Origin of the sequence: Mesorhizobium sp. M0029, from assembly GCF_040323735.1 — a bacterium.
Taxonomy (GTDB): Bacteria; Pseudomonadota; Alphaproteobacteria; order Rhizobiales; family Rhizobiaceae; genus Mesorhizobium.
Window position 1 is genome coordinate 515223 of sequence record NZ_JAMYVF010000002.1, and the last position, 18198, is coordinate 533420.

The window sequence follows — 18198 nt, forward strand, 5'->3', positions numbered from 1 at the left end:
CAGGCTTGGGATCATCAGGGCGGACACACAGCGAATGATTGCGACGCCGAAACAGCGTCATTTCAGACGGGAGTGGCTGGTCAGACAAGTGTGGCTGGTCAGACAGGGGTGGCTGGCGGGTTTCGTCGCTATGCTGCTTTGCCTTGCCGTATCTGTGGCTCAGGCCGCCGAGACCAAAAGCCTCAAGGGCGTTGCGCTGATCATCGGCCAGTCGAAATACGAACACATCGCAGCCCTTGCCAACCCGGCCAACGACGCCCGCGACATGGCCAAGATGCTGACCGATCTCGGCTTCGACGCCCGCAACGTCACCGATCGCGATGCCGCCAAGCTGAAGCGCGATCTCGATCGGTTTGTCGAGGATGCCGACGGCGCCGACGTCGCCTTCATCTATTATTCCGGTCACGGCATCGAGGCGGGCGGCGAGAATTATCTGGTGCCGGTCGATGCCGACGTCTCGTCGTTGAAAAATGCCGGTGAGGCGCTGGTGCCGATTTCAGCCGTCATGGACGAGCTGAAAAAGACCGTGCCGGTGACGATCGTGCTGCTTGACGCCTGCCGCACCAACCCGTTTCCGCCGGACGCGGTCGTGCGCCGCGGGCCGACGGCTTCCGCCGAGCCTGTCGGCGCCGGTGGGCTGGAGCCGGTGCGCGGCGCCAAGGCCCTCGCCGATGCCTCAGTGGATGATGCCAGCCTGGGAACCGTCGTCGGCTTCGCCGCCGAGCCGGGCCGACCCGCGCTTGATGGCGCAGCCGGCGAAAACAGCCCCTACGCCGCCGCCCTGCTGCGCCACCTCACCGCGATGAAAGGCACGGAATTCGGCTCGGTCATGCGCATGGTCACCGAAGAGGTCTACCTCGACACCAAGGCAAAGCAGCGCCCCTGGGTCAGCGAGAGCCTGCGTCGCCTGCTCTATTTCGGCGTCGCGCCGCCGGAACCGACCGGCGACGACGGGCTGATCACCGGTGAGCGGCGGCAATTGCTGCTGACCATTTCCGACCTGCCCGATCCCAAACGGGCTCAAGTGGAGTTGGCTTCTCTGCAGGACGGCGTGCCCCTTGACGCGCTCTACGGCGTGCTCAAGGCGCTCGGCACGGAAAAGATCCCTGAGGATCCGAACGACCTGCAGAAGGTGCTGGACAGCCAGGCCGAGCGTCTGAAGAAGATGATGGCCGAGCGCGCCGCGCTGCGCACCGACGATCCCGAGATCAGTCGCCTGGTCGCATCCGCCGACAAGGCCATAGGCCAGGGCGCCATGGTGACGGCGCGCAAATTCCTCGACGACGCGGTCGGCCGGATCGAGGAAAACAGCGGTGCGGTCGACGAGGCCGAGGACCTGCTCCGGCAAAAGCGCATCGCCGACGCCGCCATCTATGCCAAACGCGCCGACGCCGCCGCGCTGGTCTTCGACTACAAATCCGCCGCCAACGACTATGCCAAGGCGTATTCGCTGGTCGAGAAGTGGGACGAAAAGCTGCGCTGGAACTACAAGAACCAGGAGGCCGAGGCGTTGAACGCTCATGGCTACGCCACCGGCGACCTCGATGCGCTGCAGCACTCCATCGAGGCCTATCGCACCATCTTGAACTTCATCCCCAACGGCGAACAGAATCGCGACTGGGCAATCACCCGCAACAACATGGCGGTGGTGCTGCAGACCATTGGAGAGCGCGAAACCGAGACTGCGCATCTCGAAGAAGCAGCGGTGATTTTCCGCGATTCGCTGGTGGTGTTCGAGCGCGAGAAGGACGACCGCAACTGGGCCGCGGCGCAGAACAACCTGGCCAACGTGCTTCTGAAGATCGGCGAACGCGAGAGCGACCCGAAGCGTCTCAATGAAGCGGTGGCGGCGACGCGCGCCACCATTGAGAAGCGTCCGCGCGACAAGCTGCCGTTGGACTGGGCCGGTTCGCAGAACAATCTAGGCCTCGCGCTCTATGCACTCTCCGAGCGTGAGCCTGCCGGCGAGCATCTCACCCAGGCGGAAGCAGCCTACCGGCTGGCGCTTGAGGAATACACACGCGAGAAAGCACCCGTGGAATGGGCGATGGTCGAGAACAATCTCGGCAACACGCTTGTAACGCTTGGCATCCAGCTCAACGACAAGGCGAAGATCAACGAGGCGGCCGACGCGTTTCGCGCCGCGCTGGAAGTGCGAACCCGCGAAACTTTCCCGGTGTCCTGGGCGACCAGCCGCCTCAACCTGGGCAATGCGCTGAGCGGTATCGCCCGCTTCGATATGGGCACGGCTACGCTCGAAGAAGCTGCTGCTGCCTATGACGACGCTCTGACGGTGTTTACCCGCAAGCGCTTCCCGATGGACTGGGCGTCAGCCCAGAACAATCTCGGCTCGATCTATCAGACGCTGGGCCAGCGCACGCGTGATGCGGCCAAGCTGGAACAGTCGGCGGCAGCCTTCCAGGCGGCACGGCAGGTCTATGTCAGGCGGAAGTTCCCGCAGGACTGGGCGATGAGCTACTACAATCTCGGCAACACGCTGCAGCTTCTCGGCGGCGTCACCGACAAGCCCGAGCATTACAGCGAGGCGGTCGACGCCTACGGCAATGCGTTGCGCGAGTACAAGCGCGAGACGAACCCGCGGCAATGGGCAATGGCCCAGGCCGGCCTGGGCTCGACGCTGCACTGGTTGAGCATGAGCAATGGCGATGCCAAGACGCTGCAGGATTCGATTGCGGCGCGGCGGGCAGCGCTCGAAATACTCACCATCGAGGCCGCGCCAGTCGACTGGGCCAACGCTCAAAATGGCATCGGTATGAGCCTGCTCAATCTCGGCAATCTCCAGCGGACCGACAAATATCTCAACGACGCCGAAGCGGCGTTCACGGCGGCGCTGAAGGTGTTTACGCGCGAAAGTCAGCCGCTGCAGTGGGCCTTCGAGCAGAACAATATCGGCGACGTCCACTGGAACCGCGCCAGCTATGGCGCGGGCAAGCCGGAATATCTCAAGGCGATCGAATTCTTCGAGAACGCCAAGCAGGGCTTCACCGAAGCCGGCTACACGATCCCTATCCCGCTCACCGATCAGAAGATCGAGCTGGCGAAGAAGCAAATGGCGAAAATGTGAAGCGAACCGAGGGTTCACCTTTCGCTTGTCTTTGTGCCGGCTTTCCGATCCCTATATCAGAATGACCGGAGCGGCATCCGGCTCCCGGAAAAGGTTTCGATGATTCGATTTGTGCTATCGCTGTTCCTGCTTGCTGTTCCCGCCGTCGCCCACGCGACCGACGCCGGCTGGGCGCTGCTGCGTGACGGCGGCCATGTCGTGCTGCTTCGCCACGCACTGGTCACCGGCACCACCGACCCCGCCAATTTCGTCATCGACAACTGCGCCACCCAGGTCAACCTATCGGCGCGCGGCAAGCAGCAGGCGAGCAAGATCGGCGCCTTGTTCGGCGCCCGCGCCGCCCCCATCGAGCGGGTGCTGTCCAGCCGCTATTGCCGCTGCCTCGACACTGCCCGCATCGCCTTCGAAGCGGAGCCGGAGCTCTTTGCGCCGCTAGACCTCCTGAGGAGCGATCCGACCGAGAAGGCCGCGCAGCTCGACGCGGTGATGAAGGAAATCCGCGCCTACACCGGTTCCGACAATCTGGTCATGGTCACGCATCTCGAAAACATCGTCGCGCTGACCGGCGTCTCGCCGCGCGAGGGCGAAGCGGTGGTGGTCGAGCCGCAGGGCGATGGCTTGCGCGTGCTCGGCCGTGTCACGTTCTGAGAGAGCCAGTGGTCAAGCTCCGTGAAAACTAAGCTGACGTAACGTCAACTGGAAGGGCCACCGGCTTGTCGGGCGGCCCTTCTTGTCTTCACGGGAGGGCCATCCCATCTGCGCCCGGCGCATCAGGCCTTTTCCTGCCGGGAAAAACCGATTAGACAGCGCCCAAACCAGATGCGGACAGATTCCGCCCGCAACCGAAGGAAGAGCCCTTGTCCACCACGTTCGACAAAGTCGCCAAGATCATTGCCGACACCAGCGAGATCGATATCGACACCATCACTCCCGAGAGCCACACGATCGACGATCTCGGCATCGACAGTCTCGATTTCCTCGATATCGTCTTTGCCATCGACAAGGAATTCGGCATCAAGGTGCCGCTGGAAAAGTGGACCCAGGAAGTCAATGACGGCAAGGCTTCGACCGACGATTACTTCGTCATGAAGAACCTGTGCGCCAAGATCGACGCGCTGGTCGCCGCCAAGACCGCCTGATATCGGCTGGCGCGCGGCCTTGACGGGCTGCGCCGCCTGACCCACAAAGCCGCTCATGAGCAGCCCTCGCGACGTCGTCATCACCGGTATCGGCCTTGTCTCCTCGCTGGGAGAGGGTCCGGATACCCACTGGCAGAAGCTGGCGCAGCCGGGCCTGCAGCCGGTGCTCGAATCCGCGCGCTTTGCCCCCTACACCGTGCATCCCCTGCCGGAGATCGACTGGAACCTGCAGATCGCCAAGCGCGGCGACCAGCGGCAGATGGAAACCTGGCAGAGGCTGGGCACCTATGCCGCCGGCATGGCGCTGGACGACGCCGGCATCAAGGGCAATGACGATCTCTGCACGACGATGGACATGGTGGTGGCCGCCGGCGGCGGCGAGCGGGACGAGGCGGTCGATGCCGCCATCCTCGCAGCGTCCGAGAGCCGCAACGACCGCGACGTGCTGCTCAACGAGAAACTGACCACCGAATTGCGGCCGACCCTTTTCCTGGCCCAGCTCTCCAATTTGCTCGCCGGCAACATCTCCATCGTCCACAAGGTGACGGGGTCGTCGAGGACCTTCATGGGCGAGGAAGGTGCCGGCGTCGCCGCCGTCGAGACCGCCGCCGCGCGCATCCGCTCCGGACAGTCGACGCACATACTGGTCGGCGGCGCCTTCCAGACCGAACATTCCGACATGCTGCTCGGCTATGAGCTGGCCGGTTATCTGCATCGCGGCCCATGGAAGCCGGTCTGGCAGAGACAGGGCGCCGAGGGCGGCGGCCTGGTCTCCGGCTCCGGTGGCGCCTTCCTGGTGCTGGAGCAGCGCGAACACGCGCAAAGCCGTGGACGGAAAATCTATGCCGAACTCGGACCGGTCGTCTCAGGCCGCGCCCGGCGCTCGCGCGGCGAGCTTGACGCCGAGATCGCGGCATTGCTCAAACAGGCGGCTCTCCCGAACGGCAAGTTGCTGGCCCTGTCGGGCGCCTCCGGGGCGCATACCGCAACTTCAGCCGAAAAGTCAGCGCTGGATGCCAATCCGGCGATATCGGCGCGCGGCTTCGCCACGCTGACCGGGCATATGAAGGAAGCGCAGTTTCCATTCGCGGTCGCCCTCGCCGCCCTGGCCGTCGACCGCAAGGCCGCCTACCCCGTATTCGACGCCGCGGCCGAGAAGCCGTTCGAAGGCATTCCCGAAACCGTGCTCGCAACGGCGATCGGCTATCACCAATTCGAGGGCATGGCGCTGGTCAACGCTGCTTGAAGCAGCGCTGCGCGATCATGCTGCAAAGTTAAGAGGTTCCGGATGGCCAATCTCAGAGATCACATGGGCAGGCCGATCGTCGCCGTCACCGGCATCGGCGTGGTAACCTCGCTCGGCGTCGGCAAGGCAGACAATTGGGCGGCACTGACCTCCGGCAAATCGGGCATCCACCCGATCACCCGCTTTCCCGTCGACCACCTCAACACCCGCATCTCCGGCATGGTCGATTTCCTCGACTCAAGCTCGAAAGGCGCCAGCCTGCTGACCTACGAACTGGCCGAAACCGCCGCGAATGAGGCGGTGGCCGAATCCGGCCTCGATTCCTCTGATTTCGGTGGCCCGCTCTTCCTCGCCTCGCCGCCGGTCGAACTCGACTGGCACGACCGCTTCGCGCTCTACAATTCCGACGGCAAAGGCGCCGGCGCCGAAAGGCTGCTCAGGGTGGCGCGCGGGCTGAAGGAAACAGATACGTTCGCAAGCACGCAGTTCGGCGCGATCGCCGACCGGCTGGCCGACCGCTTTGGCACGCGCGGCCTGCCGATCACGCTGTCGACGGCCTGCGCTTCGGGCGCCACCGCCATCCAGCTCGGCGTCGAAGCGATCCGCCGCGGCGAATGCGACCGGGCGCTGTCGATCGGCGCCGACGGTTCGGCAACCGCCGAGGCGCTGATCCGCTTTTCGCTGCTCTCGGCGCTGTCGACCCACAATGACATCCCTGAAAAGGCGTCAAAACCCTTCTCCAAGGACCGCGACGGCTTTGTGCTGGCGGAAGGCTCCGGCGCTCTGGTGCTGGAATCGCTTGAGGCAGCCCTTGCTCGGGGCGCCAGCGTTCTCGGCATCCTGCGCGGCTGCGGTGAAAAGGCCGACGATTTCCATCGCACCCGTTCCAAGCCCGACGGTTCGCCGGCGATCGCAGCAGTCCGCGCCGCCCTTGCCGATGCCGGCTTGAGCAAGGACGAGATCGACTACGTCAACGCTCACGGCACCTCGACACCGGAAAACGACAAGATGGAGCATCTGTCGCTGTCGACCGTGTTCGGCGATCGCATCGGCTCGATGCCGGTCTCGTCCAACAAGTCGATGATCGGCCACACGCTGTCGGCGGCGGGTGCTGTCGAAGCGGCGTTTTCGCTGATGACCATGCGCGAAAGCGTGATTCCGCCGACCATCAACTACGACAATCCCGACCCGGCAATCGTGCTCGACGTGGTGCCCAACAAGAAGCGCAATGCCGAAGTCGGCACCGTGCTCTCGAACTCGTTCGGCTTCGGCGGCCAGAACACTTGCCTTGTCATGGCGCGGGAACCGGTCTAAGCGACCTTTTTCAGCCAGACTGAACTGACAGGCTCCATGCGCGCACTGCAACTTATCGAGGACCGCCGTCTTGAAACGGTGGACCTGCCGCCCCCGCCGCCCCCCACATTGGGCGAAGTCACGCTGCGCATCAAGGCGGTGGCGCTGAACCATATCGACGTCTGGGGCTGGCGTGGCATGGCCTTCGCCAAGCGTAAGCTGCCGCTGGTCGTCGGCGCCGAAGCCTCCGGCGAGGTCGAAGCTGTCGGCCCCGGCGTCTCCAGCCTGCTGCCCGGACAATTGGTGTCGATCTACGGCGCGCGCACCTGCGGCCTTTGCCGCGCCTGCCGCGAAGGCCGTGACAATCTCTGCGAACATGTCTCGGGCGTCCACGGCTTCCATCTCGACGGCTTTGCGCAGGAGAAGATCAACCTGCCGGCGCGCCTGCTGGTCCCGGCCCCTCCAGGCGTGACCGATGTCGGCGCTGCCGTCGCCCCTGTCACCTTCGGCACCGTCGAGCACATGCTGTTCGACAATGCCAAGCTGCAGCCCGGCGAAACCATCCTCATCCATGCCGGCGGCTCCGGCATCGGCTCGGCGGCGATCCAGCTGGCCAAGCGCATGGGTTGCACCATCATCACCACGGTCGGTTCCAACGACAAGATCGACAAGGCCAAGGCGCTCGGCGCCGACCATGTCATCAACTACCGCGACGACCGTTTCGAAGGGGTCGTGCGCAAGCTCACCAGGAAGAAGGGCGTCGACGTTGTCTTCGAACATGTCGGCGCCGACACCTTTGCCGCCTCGATGCTGTGCCTCAAGCGCGGCGGCCGCCTCGTTACCTGCGGCTCGACCTCGGGCGTGTCGACCCAGATCAATCTGATGCAGCTGTTCCAGCAGCAGCTGAAGCTGCTCGGGTCCTTCGGCTGCCGCATGGAGAACATGGCCAACGCCATGCAGAAGATGGCGGCAGGACAGGTAGCACCTGTCATCGACACCGAGGTCGGCTTCGACGGCATCGACGCCGCGCTGAAGCGCATGGAAGGCCGCGACGTGTTCGGCAAGATCATCCTGCGCGTTTCCTAGCCTATGGCCGGCTCGGTGTTCAAGAAAGCCCGCCGGGACTTCATGTTCCGCTATGGCCGAAGACTGCGCCAGATGGAGCACTGGCTGGTGGCGCGCGTGGCGATGACGATCATATCGCTGCTGCGCCTCTTGCCCGCGGACAGGGCGCTCAATTTCGCCGACCGGGCGGCCCGGCGCATCGGTCCGCGGGTCGGGCGCCACCGTGTCGCCATCAACAATCTGCGCCTTGCCTATCCCGAAAAGAGCGATGTCGAGATCGAGGCCATCGCCTCCGACATGTGGGGCAACATGGCCCGGCTCGCCGCCGAATACATCTTTCTTGACGCGCTCTTCGATTATGATCCGAATGCAGCGAGGCCCGGCCGCGTCGAAGTCGGCGGCGCCGATCATTTCCATCAGATAGCTGGCGAGGACAAACCGCATATCCTGTTCACCGGCCATCTCGGCAATTTCGAACTGCTGCCGGTCGCGGCCGCGACGTTCGGCATGAAGATCACGGCGCTGTTTCGTCCGCCGAACAATCCTTACCTCGCCGATTATATCCATTCGACGCGGCGTTCGAGCATGGGCGCCTTGCTGCCGTCTTCGACCGGCGCCTCCTTCGCGCTGGCGTCGATTCTGGAGAAAGGCGGCAATATCGGCGTGCTGGTCGACCAGAAATTCTCCAGCGGACTGGAGACAATCTTCTTTAACCGCCCATGCCAGAGCAATCCGGTTCTGGGCATGCTCGCCCGTCACTATGATTGCGACGTCTATCCGGCGCGATGTGTGCGGCTGCCTGGCAACCGCTTCCGCCTCGAGATCGAGGACAAGCTGACCTTGCCGCGCAATGAAAGCGGCAGCGTCGATGTCGCGGCCACCACCCAACTGCTCGCCAACGTGGTCGAGCGCTGGGTGCGCGAGGATCCGGGACAGTGGATGTGGTTCCACAAAAGGTGGGAAATCTCAGGCCGGCGTCGCCGCCGGCGCGGACAGGCCAACGCCACCGGCCAGGGGCAGCGTCAATCTTAAGTCGTCGAAAGCCTCAGTTCGTCACAACGATCCGCGTATTGCCGAAGCCGACTTCGCGCACCATCGCATAGAACATCGCGGCATTGGCGGTGTGCAGCCGCACGCAGCCATGCGATGCCGGACGCCCTAGCTGCCTGACCGCGCCGGTGCCGTGGATGGCGTAGCCGCCATGGAAGAACACCGAGTAAGGCATTGGCGACATGTGGTATTTCTTCGAATACCACATCCGCGCGGTGCGTTGCGGCCGATAGGTGCCACGCGGCGTGAAATAGCCAACGCGGGCGGTCGACACGCTCCAGCGATAAAGCACCTGGCCGTATTGGCTGACGGTCATGGTCTGCGACGAGACGTCGATGCTAGCCACCAGCGAGGCAGCCCTGCTTTCGATGGACGTGCCGAACAGCATCGCAGCAAAAGCAGCTGCCATGAGAACAATTTTAGTCATGAGATCAAACCCCTTTGATGCCCCTTGCCTGCTCTGTCATCACGGTGTTTTTCATCTTCTTAACGACAGGTGAGTGATCTAACACACACTCCTTGATAAATTCGCCAATCTAAAGCAGCGAATTTGAACGATTTTCCCGCCATAGTTGCCGCTGCGACACGAAGTTTCGGCGCCAGTGGCGCGATGCTTGCAAAACCACCCCCTTGCCTGCTCAAATCCGGGAATGAACGAACGACTCTTCAAAGCAATAGACGCCCGTGTTGATGACCTGGTCGCACTGACCGCCGACCTGATCCGCTTCCCGACCATCAACCCGCCCGGCGAAGCATATCGTCCCTGCGCCGAATATATCGGTGCGCGCCTAGGCAAGCTTGGCTTCGAAACCGAATTCATCCGCGCCGAAGGCACGCCCGGCGACACCGACCGCTACCCCCGCGTCAATGTCGTCGCCCGCTTCGACGGCCGCTCGCCTGGGGCCTGCGTCCATTTCAACTCGCACATCGATGTGGTCGAAGCCGGCGAAGGCTGGAGCGTCGATCCCTTTGCCGGCGTGGTGAAGGACGGCAAGGTCTACGGGCGCGGCGCCTGCGACATGAAAGGGGGCATGGCCGCCTCGATCATCGCGGCGGAAGCCTTCATGGAGGTTTTCCCCGACTTTCCCGGCGCCATCGAAATCTCCGGCACCGTCGATGAAGAGTCCGGCGGCTTCGGCGGCGTCGCCCATCTGGCGAAGCTTGGCTATTTCTCGAAACCCAAGGTCGACCACGTCATCATCCCCGAGCCGCTGAACAAGGACCGCATCTGTCTTGGCCATCGCGGCGTCTGGTGGGCGGAGATCGAGACCAAGGGCGAGATCGCGCATGGCTCGATGCCGTTCCTCGGCGACAATGCCGTGCGCCACATGGGCGCCGTGCTGCAGGCCTTCGAGGATGACCTGTTTCCGGCGCTCGACCGCAAGGTGACGCGCATGCCTGTCGTGCCCGAAGGCGCAAAGCGCTCGACCATGAACATCAACTCGATCCATGGCGGCCAGACCGAGGATTTCCGCCCCGGCCTGCCCTCACCCAACGTGCCCGACGCCTGCCGGCTGACCATCGACCGCCGCTTCCTGCTCGAGGAGGACCTTGCCACGGTCAAGAGCGAGGTGACCGATATCCTCGACCGGCTGAAGCGCGAGCGCAAAAAGTTCGACTACGAGATTCGCGACCTGATGGAGGTGCTGCCGCTGATGACCGAGCGCGACGCGCCGGTGGTCAAGGCGGTGGCGCAAGGCATCATGGCGATCTTCGACCGTGAGCCGGATTATGTCATTTCACCAGGCACTTACGACCAGAAGCACATCGCCCGCATCGGCCACATCTATGATTGCATCGCCTATGGCCCGGGCATTTTGGACCTCGCCCACCGGCCCGACGAATGGGTCGGTATCTCTGATATGGTGGAGTCGGCCAAAGTGATGGCGATCGGGCTGAATGTGCTGCTTAGGGGCACGGCCGCGGACTGAACCATCGACTTCGCTGAAAAAACATTCCTCCCCGCGCCGCTGCAGAGCACGAAACGCAATTTACTCCACCTCGAAATCACGCTTCTATCGCACCAGGGTTCGAGCATTTGGGAGTTGCACGATGAAATTGTGGAAAACCATTCTTGCCGCCGCAGTGCTGGCACTGGCCGGCAGTCAGGCATTTGCCGCACGCACCGACCTGGTGATCGGCATTACGCTCGAGCCGCCACATCTCGATCCGACCGCCGGTGCTGCCGCGGCGATCGACGAAGTGCTCTACGCCAACGTCTTCGAGGGCCTGACCCGCATCGGCCCGAATGGCGAAGTGCTGCCCGACCTTGCCGAGAGCTGGGCCATTTCCGACGACGGCAAGGTCTACACCTTCAAGCTGCGCACCGGCGTCAAATTCCATGACGGCAGCGATTTCGACGCCGGCGACGTGAAGTTCTCGCTCGACCGCGCCCGTGCCGACAATTCCGTAAACGCGCAAAAGGCCCTGTTCGCCGCCATCGATAGGGTCGAAGTCGTCGATCCGACAACGGTCAAGGTGACGCTGAAGAACCCGCAGGGGTCGTTCCTTTACAATCTGGGCTGGGGCGACGCGGTGATTGTGGCGCCCGAGAGCGCCGACACCAACAAGGAAAAGCCTATCGGCACCGGCCCGTTCAAATTCCAGAGCTGGGCCAAGGGCTCGTCGATCACGCTGGTCAAATCCGACAACTACTGGGGCGCCCCGGTGTTCCTCGACAAAGCCGAGTTCCGCATCGTTCCCGACGCCGCCGCCGCCGTGCCGGCGCTGCTCTCGGGCGACATCCAGGCTTTCCCTTTCTTCGATCCCGACAGCGTCGCGCAGGTCAAGGACGATCCGCGCTTCAAGGTGGTGATCGGCTCGACCGAGGGCGAGACCATTCTGGCGATCAACAACAAGAAGCCGCCTTTCGACAAGCTCGAGGTGCGGCAGGCAATTGCCTTCGCGCTCGACCGCAAGGCGATCATCGACGGCGCCTCGGCCGGCCTCGGCGTCCCGATCGGCTCGCACATGTCGCCCGCCAGCAAAGCCTATGTCGACCTCACCGGCCTGTACCCGCACAATGTCGACAAGGCCAAGGAGCTGCTGAAGCAAGCCGGCTTCGAAAACGGCATCAAGGCGACGCTGAAACTGCCGCCGCCTTCCTATGCACGCCTTGGCGGCGAGATCATCGCCTCGCAGCTGCGCGATGTCGGCATCGACCTGGAAATCATTCCGGTCGAATGGGCGCAGTGGCTGGACCAGGTGTTCACCAAGAAGGATTACGACCTGACCATCGTCTCCCACACCGAGCCCAACGACATCGATATCTACTCGCGCAAGGACTACTACTTCAACTACGACAACCCCGCCTTCGACAAGATCATCGCCGAGCTGAACCTCACCTCCGACGACGCCAAGCGCAACACGCTGCTCGGCGAAGCACAGAAGATCCTGGCCGACGACGCCGTGGTCGGCTTCCTCTATGAACTGCCGAAGGTCGGCGTCTGGGACGCCAAGCTGCAGGGCCTGTGGGAGAATGCGCCGATCCAGGCGAATGATCTGACCAAGGTGAAGTGGATGGATTGAGGCGGCGGGCCAAAGGGCGGCGTTTGCGCTCCGTCACACCCCCCTCTGCCCTGCCGGGCATCTCCCCCGCAAGGGGGGAGATCGGGCTATCATCTCCGCTTTCGCCTATCGCGAACGTTGAACGCTGGTCGACGACACAGAAACTGCTGATCTCCCCCCTTGCGGGGGAGATGTCCGGCAGGACAGAGGGGGGTGGGCGGGAACTCGACTTTCAAGGCGCAGCCGCACCGGGCGCCCCTCCAACATGACCGCCTACCTCCTCAAACGCCTCGCCATTGCCATCGCCACCTTGATCCTGGCCTCGATGGTCGTCTTCGCCGTGCTCGAAATCCTGCCCGGCGACCCGGCGCGGCTGATGCTGGGCCTCAACGCCAGCGCCGAGCAGGTCGAACTCCTGCGCAACCAGATGGGCCTCAACGCGCCGCTTCTCCTGCGCTACCTCCATTGGGTCGGCTGTCTGCTCAGCCTCGATTTCGGCCGCTCCTACACTTATTCGGTGCCGGTCATCGACCTTGTGCGCGAGCGCATGGCGGTTTCCCTGCCGCTGGCGCTGATCGCGCTGGCGCTGTCCACCATCATTGCCATCCCGGTCGGGCTCTATTCCGCCAGCCGGCGCGGGCGGGCCGGCGATACGATCGCTATGGGCGCCGCCCAGCTCGGCGTTGCCATCCCGAACTTCTGGTTCGCGCTGATGCTGATCTACCTCTTTGCCGTCTGGCTGCGGCTGGTGCCGGCCGGCGGCTTTCCCGGCTGGAGCGCCGGCGCCTGGCCGGCGCTGAAATCGCTGCTGCTGCCGGCCATCGCCCTCGCTCTGCCGCAGGCGGCGATCCTGGCGCGCGTTGCCCGCTCGGCGCTGATCGAGGTGCTGAACGAGGACTATATCCGCACCGCCCGCGCCAAGGGCCTGCCCTATCGCGCCGTGCTGTGGCGGCACGCGCTGCGCAACGCGATGATCCCGGTTCTGACCATTCTGGGCCTGCAATTCGCCTTCCTGCTCGCCGGCACCATCATCATCGAGAACGTCTTTTATCTCCCCGGCCTCGGACGGCTGGTGTTCCAGGCGATCACTCAGCGCGACCTGATCGTGGTGGAAAGCATCGTCATGCTGCTGGTCGTCGCCGTCATTGCGGTCAACCTCGTCGTCGACGTCTCCTACGCCATCGTCGATCCGCGCCTTCGAGGCCGGCAATGACGCTGCACATCGACATCCCGCAGGAGACGTTGGGCAGCATTCTGGCCAAGGCCTTCCGCAACCGCTCCTTCCTCATCGGCTTCGCCATCACGGTGCTGGTGGCTGCAACAGCGGTCATCTCCTACGTCTGGACGCCCTACGACGTGACCAAACTGGTGATCTCGGACAAGACGCTCGCGCCCTCTGCGGCGCACTGGTTCGGCACCGATCATTTCGGCCGCGACATCCTGTCGATGATCATGGTCGGCGCCCGCAACTCGATCGCCGTGGCGCTGGTCGCGGTCGGCATCGGCATGGGCGTCGGCGTGCCGCTCGGCGCCTTCGCCGCGGCGCGCGGCGGGTTCGTCGACGAGGCGCTGATGCGGCTGAACGACCTTGTCTTCGCCTTCCCGGCGCTGCTGTCGGCCATCATGATCACCGCTATCTTCGGACCGGGCGCAATCAACGCCATCATCGCCATCGGCATCTTCAACATTCCGGTGTTTGCGCGCGTCGCCCGGGCCGGTGCGCTGGCGATCTGGCCGCGCGAATTCATCCTCGCCGCCCGCGCCGCCGGCAAGAGCAAGACGCAGATTACAATCGAGCACGTGCTGCCCAACATCGCCACGCTGCTTCTGGTGCAAGGCACCATCCAGTTCGCGCTTGGCATTTTGGCCGAAGCCGGCCTCTCCTATGTCGGCCTCGGCGCACAGCCGCCAATGCCGAGCTGGGGCCGCATGCTGTTCGACGCGCAGACGCGCATGGTGGTGGCGCCTTGGATGGCCATCTTCCCCGGCATGGCCATCGTCGTCACGGTGCTTGGGCTCAATCTGCTCGGCGACGGCATCGCCGACATACTCGACCCGAAATCGCGGCGGCAGCGATGAGCCTGCTGCAGATGGAGAACCTGTCGCTGGCCATCGGCGACACGCCGATCCTGAAAGGGGTCGACCTCTCCGTCGCGCCCGGCGAGGTGATGGGCCTGGTCGGCGAATCCGGCTCGGGCAAATCGATGACAGCGCTGACCATCATGCAGCTTCTGCCGCATGCTGCGCGCGCCACCGGCCGCGTGACCTTCGACGGCATCGACATCCTTGCGGCCACAGAGGACCAGATGTGCGCGCTGCGCGGCGACGACATCGGCATGGTGTTCCAGGAACCGATGACGGCGCTCAATCCGGTAAAAACCATCGGCGAGCAGGTCGCTGAAGGGATACGCTGGCACACCAGGGCAAGCCGTGCCGACGCCGAAGACCGGGCGCGCAAAATGCTCGACCGCGTTGGCCTGCCTGAGGCCAAATTCCCGCTGTCGCGCTATCCGCACGAACTGTCGGGCGGCCAGCGCCAGCGCGTCGTCATCGCCATTGCCTGCGCATTGAAACCCAAGCTGCTCATCGCCGACGAGCCGACCACGGCGCTCGACGTGGTGCTGCAGACGCAGATCCTCGACCTCTTGCGCGGCTTTGTCAGCGAAAACCGCATGGGCCTCCTTCTGATCTCGCACGATCTCGCGGTCGTCACCGAGATGGCCGACCGCATCACCATTCTGCGCCATGGCGAGGTGATGGAAGCCGGCGACACCGCACGCACGCTATCGGAACAGCTGCATCCCTACACGCGCCAGCTGGCGCTGGCCTCCATGCACGTGCCCGCGCGCGCCAAGGTTCACGCCACCGGCCAGGGCAAACCGCTGCTTGAGGTCGAAGGCGTGACACGGGACTATCCGGGCCGGCGCACCTCCCTGTTCAAGTCAGCGGCTCCAATCCGCGCCGTCGACGACGTGTCCTTGTCGCTGGCGCCGGGCCAATCGGTGGCGCTGGTCGGCCGCTCCGGCTGCGGCAAGTCAACGCTTGCCCGCATGATCCTGGCGCTCGACAAATCGACATCGGGAACGATCCGCTTTCGCGGCGAGACCATCACCGGCAAAAGCGAGGCGGAGCTAAAAGCCGCGCGGCGCGACATGCAGGTGGTGTTCCAGGATCCCTACGGCTCTTTCGACCCGCGCCAGAAGGTCGAGAAACTGGTCGCCGAGCCGCTGCATGTACTAGAAAAGAAGCCGACACCGGCCGAGCGGCGCGAGATGGTGGCGCATGCGCTGCACGAGGTCGGCCTCGGCGTCAGCGACATGGACAAATATCCGCATGAGTTTTCCGGCGGCCAGCGCCAGCGCCTGTCGATCGCCCGCGCCATTATCACCAGGCCGAAGCTGGTCGTCGCCGACGAGCCGGTCTCGGCGCTCGACGTCTCGATCCGCGCCCAGATCCTCGATCTGTTCGCAGAGCTCAACCAGAAGCTCGGCATCGCCTATCTCTTCATCACTCACGATTTGACCGTCGCCCGCGCCATCACCGATGAGGTGCTGGTCATGCATGACGGCAGGATCGTCGAGCGCGGCAAGACCGGTGACGTGCTCGATCATCCGCAGTCGGAGGCGGCCAGGGCGCTGGTCGCGGCTGCGCCCGATCTGCATCGGGCGATCGCTCACCGTATGCAGGAACAGGGGTGAGTGACCGGTTCGCGCAGCGAATTCATCGTGCCAGTGGCACGATGAAAGGTCACGAACGCTGGGACGCTGCGAAGCAGCGGGGACCCGGCTGGGCGGCCGTTGCCCCTGGTCTGCCTCACTCCTCCGGCTTCACCACATCGACCGGGCTGATGTCGAGCAAATCGAGCGTGCGGCGCAACAGCCGCACCTCGCTCTCTGCCAGTTTGGAATCGGCTTTGGCGATCTCCGCCATGTGGAGCGCCAGCAACTTGCGCCGTTCGACATCGAGATCGCGGAACAGCGCCATGGCTTGCGAACCGTTGGTCTCGTAGCCGAAATCATTGAGATATTCGATGACCGCGTCGATGCTGGTTTCCGGGATGCCGAAGGCGTCCTTGCAGATGCGCCGGAAGGCGACCATTTCGCTCTCCGAAACCGAGCCGTCGGCCAGGATCATGCGAAACAGCATCAAGAGTTCCGCCGACAGCACCGGGTCGTCGGCAACCTTGCGCACGCCGGGGTCACCATCGAAGATCGAGCGTATCTGGTCGAGCAATGCCATCGCCAACAGTGTCCCCTTTTCCGCGTCCGCCCAGTGCACATGATCCAAAACTGCGCAGCGGTATTGGGATAATGACATGCACCACAGGAAATCCAAGCGCAACGCGCTTGGATAGACATAGCGCGGAATCGGCCTTGCGCAAACCGGATGGCCATGAGAAGGCGCGGCATCACCTTTCCCGCCGGAATGTTCAGAAATCCCGATGCTCGACCTCGCTACCCACACCGTCATCATGCTTGCCTTGGCCGCCTTTGCAGCCGGCTTTGTCGATTCGATAGCCGGCGGCGGCGGGCTGATCACCATCCCGGCCCTGCTGCTTGCCGGATTCCCGCCGGTCGCAGCACTTGGAACCAACAAGCTGCAGGGCATTTTCGGCACCGCTTCGGCGACCATCCACTACGCCATGAATGGCCATGTCGATCTGCGCCGACAGCTGCCATCGGCGCTTCTGGCCCTTGCCGGCAGTGCCGTCGGCGCCTTGCTGGCGGCATTCGTGCCGGGTGATCTCCTGCGGGCGCTGCTGCCGCTGCTTTTGATCGCCATCGCGATCTACTTCGCCGTGAAACCCAACATGAACGATGTCGACCGCGCCGAGCGCCTGTCGCCCTTCCTGTTCGGGCTGATCATCGCCCCTTTGGTCGGCTTTTATGACGGGCTGTTCGGGCCGGGAGCCGGCTCCTTCTACATGCTGGCCTTCGTCAGCCTCGCCGGCTTCGGCGTGCTCAAGGCCACGGCACACACCAAGCTGCTCAATTTCGCCTCCAACATCGGCGGCTTCATCGTCTTTGCTATCGCCGGCGTCGTCTACTGGAAGATCGGGCTGATGATGGGCATCGCCCAGTTCCTCGGCGCCCGGCTCGGCGCCAGCCTTGCCATCCGCATCGGCGCAAGGCTGATCAAGCCGCTGCTGGTGATCATCTGCCTCGCGCTGGCGGTGAAGCTGCTGGCCGATCCGGCGAACCCATTGCGCCAGCTAGTTGGTGTATGAGCCGCACGCCTGATAGGATGCCGTTGTACGAATCATGTTGGAGGGACCACACATGAATCTTAGTGCACCCACTCAGCTTGTTTTCATCATATCCCTAGTCATCGCCATCATCGGCGTGCTCGCCGCGCTTGGCGTTCTTGCGTTCATTCCTCTGGCTGCGGTGTGGATTGTCCTCATCGCATACATCGTGCTTGCCGCCGCCTGCCTGATGCGCGGCGCCTAGGCGCCCGCGACTTCTGCAATTCGAAGCGCCCGGTCAAAAGCCGGGCGCTTTTGCTTTGGATGCATGGTCCGTTAGGCTCTTCCGCGCGGAGGATGACCATGTCCGGCGAGACGGAGCGCCACGATCAACAGCACCGCCCGGTAGCCGACCGGTTCGAGATGGTGCGGCGCGCGCCGGGCCTGCGGCTGCAGAACGCGGTCACCGACATTTGTGGCTATCGCGAAACGGCGCCCGGCCATTTTCGCAATGTCGAATACGCCTCGCTCACCGTCCCGCTGGTGATCAGTTTCGCAGAATCCTTCGCCATCGGCCTTGGTCCTTCAGCGCCGCGTCGAAGGTCGGCGAAAGCGCCCGAACTTCGAC

Annotated in this window: 16 protein-coding genes and 1 pseudogene; 15 read left to right on the forward strand and 2 right to left on the reverse strand. The window is 63.8% G+C overall.

What is annotated here, in order from left to right:
• Positions 1 to 34: 34 nt before the first annotated feature.
• From NKJ76_RS05785 to NKJ76_RS05815, 7 genes are all read left to right on the forward strand, one after another.
• The gene (locus NKJ76_RS05785; protein ID WP_352536966.1) at positions 35 to 3085 is read left to right on the forward strand and encodes a caspase family protein; all 3051 of its coding nucleotides are present in this window, start codon (positions 35 to 37) and stop codon (positions 3083 to 3085) included.
• A gap of 99 nt (positions 3086 to 3184) precedes the next feature.
• Positions 3185 to 3733 (forward strand): histidine phosphatase family protein, encoded by a 549-nt coding sequence (locus tag NKJ76_RS05790; RefSeq protein ID WP_023670442.1) that lies wholly within the window; start codon positions 3185 to 3187, stop codon positions 3731 to 3733.
• Positions 3734 to 3942: 209 nt separating this feature from the next.
• Positions 3943 to 4224 (forward strand): acyl carrier protein, encoded by a 282-nt coding sequence (locus NKJ76_RS05795; RefSeq protein WP_010909964.1) that lies wholly within the window; start codon positions 3943 to 3945, stop codon positions 4222 to 4224.
• A gap of 55 nt (positions 4225 to 4279) precedes the next feature.
• Positions 4280 to 5470: a beta-ketoacyl-ACP synthase gene (locus tag NKJ76_RS05800; RefSeq protein WP_023681743.1), complete on the forward strand. Its 1191-nt coding sequence runs from the start codon at positions 4280 to 4282 to the stop codon at positions 5468 to 5470.
• 42 nt (positions 5471 to 5512) lie between these two features.
• Positions 5513 to 6784, forward strand: a complete 1272-nt coding sequence (locus tag NKJ76_RS05805; RefSeq protein ID WP_352536967.1) for a beta-ketoacyl-ACP synthase — start codon at positions 5513 to 5515, stop codon at positions 6782 to 6784.
• A 36-nt stretch (positions 6785 to 6820) separates the two neighbouring features.
• A complete protein-coding gene (locus NKJ76_RS05810) occupies positions 6821 to 7849 on the forward strand; it encodes a zinc-binding dehydrogenase (RefSeq protein ID WP_023706062.1) in 1029 nt (342 codons plus the stop codon).
• Positions 7850 to 7852: 3 nt separating this feature from the next.
• On the forward strand, positions 7853 to 8860 hold the full coding sequence (locus NKJ76_RS05815; RefSeq protein ID WP_031246103.1) for a lipid A biosynthesis lauroyl acyltransferase: 1008 nt from the start codon (positions 7853 to 7855) through the stop codon (positions 8858 to 8860).
• A gap of 13 nt (positions 8861 to 8873) precedes the next feature.
• Here the strand turns inward: NKJ76_RS05815 and NKJ76_RS05820 are convergent, their stop codons facing one another.
• Complete coding sequence (locus tag NKJ76_RS05820) at positions 8874 to 9305, reverse strand: L,D-transpeptidase (protein WP_352536968.1); 432 nt, start codon at positions 9303 to 9305, stop codon at positions 8874 to 8876.
• 223 nt (positions 9306 to 9528) lie between these two features.
• Between NKJ76_RS05820 and NKJ76_RS05825 the strand changes: the two genes are divergently transcribed.
• From NKJ76_RS05825 to NKJ76_RS05845, 5 genes are all read left to right on the forward strand, one after another.
• A complete protein-coding gene (locus NKJ76_RS05825; protein ID WP_352536969.1) occupies positions 9529 to 10809 on the forward strand; it encodes an acetylornithine deacetylase/succinyl-diaminopimelate desuccinylase family protein in 1281 nt (426 codons plus the stop codon).
• Positions 10810 to 10930: 121 nt separating this feature from the next.
• On the forward strand, positions 10931 to 12406 hold the full coding sequence (locus NKJ76_RS05830) for an ABC transporter substrate-binding protein (RefSeq protein WP_352536970.1): 1476 nt from the start codon (positions 10931 to 10933) through the stop codon (positions 12404 to 12406).
• A 244-nt stretch (positions 12407 to 12650) separates the two neighbouring features.
• Entirely contained in the window at positions 12651 to 13598 is a 948-nt protein-coding gene (locus NKJ76_RS05835) for an ABC transporter permease (RefSeq protein WP_352536971.1), read from the forward strand.
• A complete protein-coding gene (locus NKJ76_RS05840; RefSeq protein ID WP_352536972.1) occupies positions 13595 to 14464 on the forward strand; it encodes an ABC transporter permease in 870 nt (289 codons plus the stop codon). Before NKJ76_RS05835 ends, NKJ76_RS05840 begins: the two co-directional genes overlap by 4 nt.
• Positions 14461 to 16083, forward strand: coding sequence for an ABC transporter ATP-binding protein (locus NKJ76_RS05845; RefSeq protein WP_352536973.1), 1623 nt, complete (start codon positions 14461 to 14463; stop codon positions 16081 to 16083). The genes NKJ76_RS05840 and NKJ76_RS05845 overlap by 4 nt, the downstream gene beginning before the upstream one ends.
• Positions 16084 to 16198: 115 nt before the next feature.
• Here the strand turns inward: NKJ76_RS05845 and NKJ76_RS05850 are convergent, their stop codons facing one another.
• Complete coding sequence (locus NKJ76_RS05850) at positions 16199 to 16630, reverse strand: TerB family tellurite resistance protein (RefSeq protein ID WP_023691035.1); 432 nt, start codon at positions 16628 to 16630, stop codon at positions 16199 to 16201.
• A gap of 196 nt (positions 16631 to 16826) precedes the next feature.
• Between NKJ76_RS05850 and NKJ76_RS05855 the strand changes: the two genes are divergently transcribed.
• The 3 genes and pseudogenes from NKJ76_RS05855 to NKJ76_RS05865 form a co-directional block, all read left to right on the forward strand.
• Positions 16827 to 17612 carry a TSUP family transporter gene (locus NKJ76_RS05855; protein WP_352536974.1) on the forward strand — a complete coding sequence of 262 codons (786 nt, stop codon included), beginning with the start codon at positions 16827 to 16829 and terminating at the stop codon, positions 17610 to 17612.
• Positions 17613 to 17664: 52 nt separating this feature from the next.
• Positions 17665 to 17835 (forward strand): hypothetical protein, encoded by a 171-nt coding sequence (locus NKJ76_RS05860; RefSeq protein WP_023670429.1) that lies wholly within the window; start codon positions 17665 to 17667, stop codon positions 17833 to 17835.
• 98 nt (positions 17836 to 17933) lie between these two features.
• A pseudogene (locus NKJ76_RS05865) lies at positions 17934 to 18152 on the forward strand (AraC family transcriptional regulator); the annotation flags it as partial.
• Positions 18153 to 18198: the final 46 nt, after the last annotated feature.

Bases quoted from the DNA above. Each gene is read 5' to 3' on its own strand.
- NKJ76_RS05785 (WP_352536966.1), top strand. From the start codon at position 35: ATGATTGCGACGCCGAAACAGCGTCATTTCAGACGGGAGTGGCTGGTC.
- NKJ76_RS05790 (WP_023670442.1), top strand. From the start codon at position 3,185: ATGATTCGATTTGTGCTATCGCTGTTCCTGCTTGCTGTTCCCGCCGTC.
- NKJ76_RS05800 (WP_023681743.1), top strand. From the start codon at position 4,280: ATGAGCAGCCCTCGCGACGTCGTCATCACCGGTATCGGCCTTGTCTCC.
- NKJ76_RS05805 (WP_352536967.1), top strand. From the start codon at position 5,513: ATGGCCAATCTCAGAGATCACATGGGCAGGCCGATCGTCGCCGTCACC.
- NKJ76_RS05810 (WP_023706062.1), top strand. From the start codon at position 6,821: ATGCGCGCACTGCAACTTATCGAGGACCGCCGTCTTGAAACGGTGGAC.
- NKJ76_RS05815 (WP_031246103.1), top strand. From the start codon at position 7,853: ATGGCCGGCTCGGTGTTCAAGAAAGCCCGCCGGGACTTCATGTTCCGC.
- NKJ76_RS05820 (WP_352536968.1), bottom strand. From the start codon at position 9,305: ATGACTAAAATTGTTCTCATGGCAGCTGCTTTTGCTGCGATGCTGTTC.
- NKJ76_RS05825 (WP_352536969.1), top strand. From the start codon at position 9,529: ATGAACGAACGACTCTTCAAAGCAATAGACGCCCGTGTTGATGACCTG.
- NKJ76_RS05830 (WP_352536970.1), top strand. From the start codon at position 10,931: ATGAAATTGTGGAAAACCATTCTTGCCGCCGCAGTGCTGGCACTGGCC.
- NKJ76_RS05835 (WP_352536971.1), top strand. From the start codon at position 12,651: ATGACCGCCTACCTCCTCAAACGCCTCGCCATTGCCATCGCCACCTTG.
- NKJ76_RS05840 (WP_352536972.1), top strand. From the start codon at position 13,595: ATGACGCTGCACATCGACATCCCGCAGGAGACGTTGGGCAGCATTCTG.
- NKJ76_RS05845 (WP_352536973.1), top strand. From the start codon at position 14,461: ATGAGCCTGCTGCAGATGGAGAACCTGTCGCTGGCCATCGGCGACACG.
- NKJ76_RS05855 (WP_352536974.1), top strand. From the start codon at position 16,827: ATGCTCGACCTCGCTACCCACACCGTCATCATGCTTGCCTTGGCCGCC.
- NKJ76_RS05860 (WP_023670429.1), top strand. From the start codon at position 17,665: ATGAATCTTAGTGCACCCACTCAGCTTGTTTTCATCATATCCCTAGTC.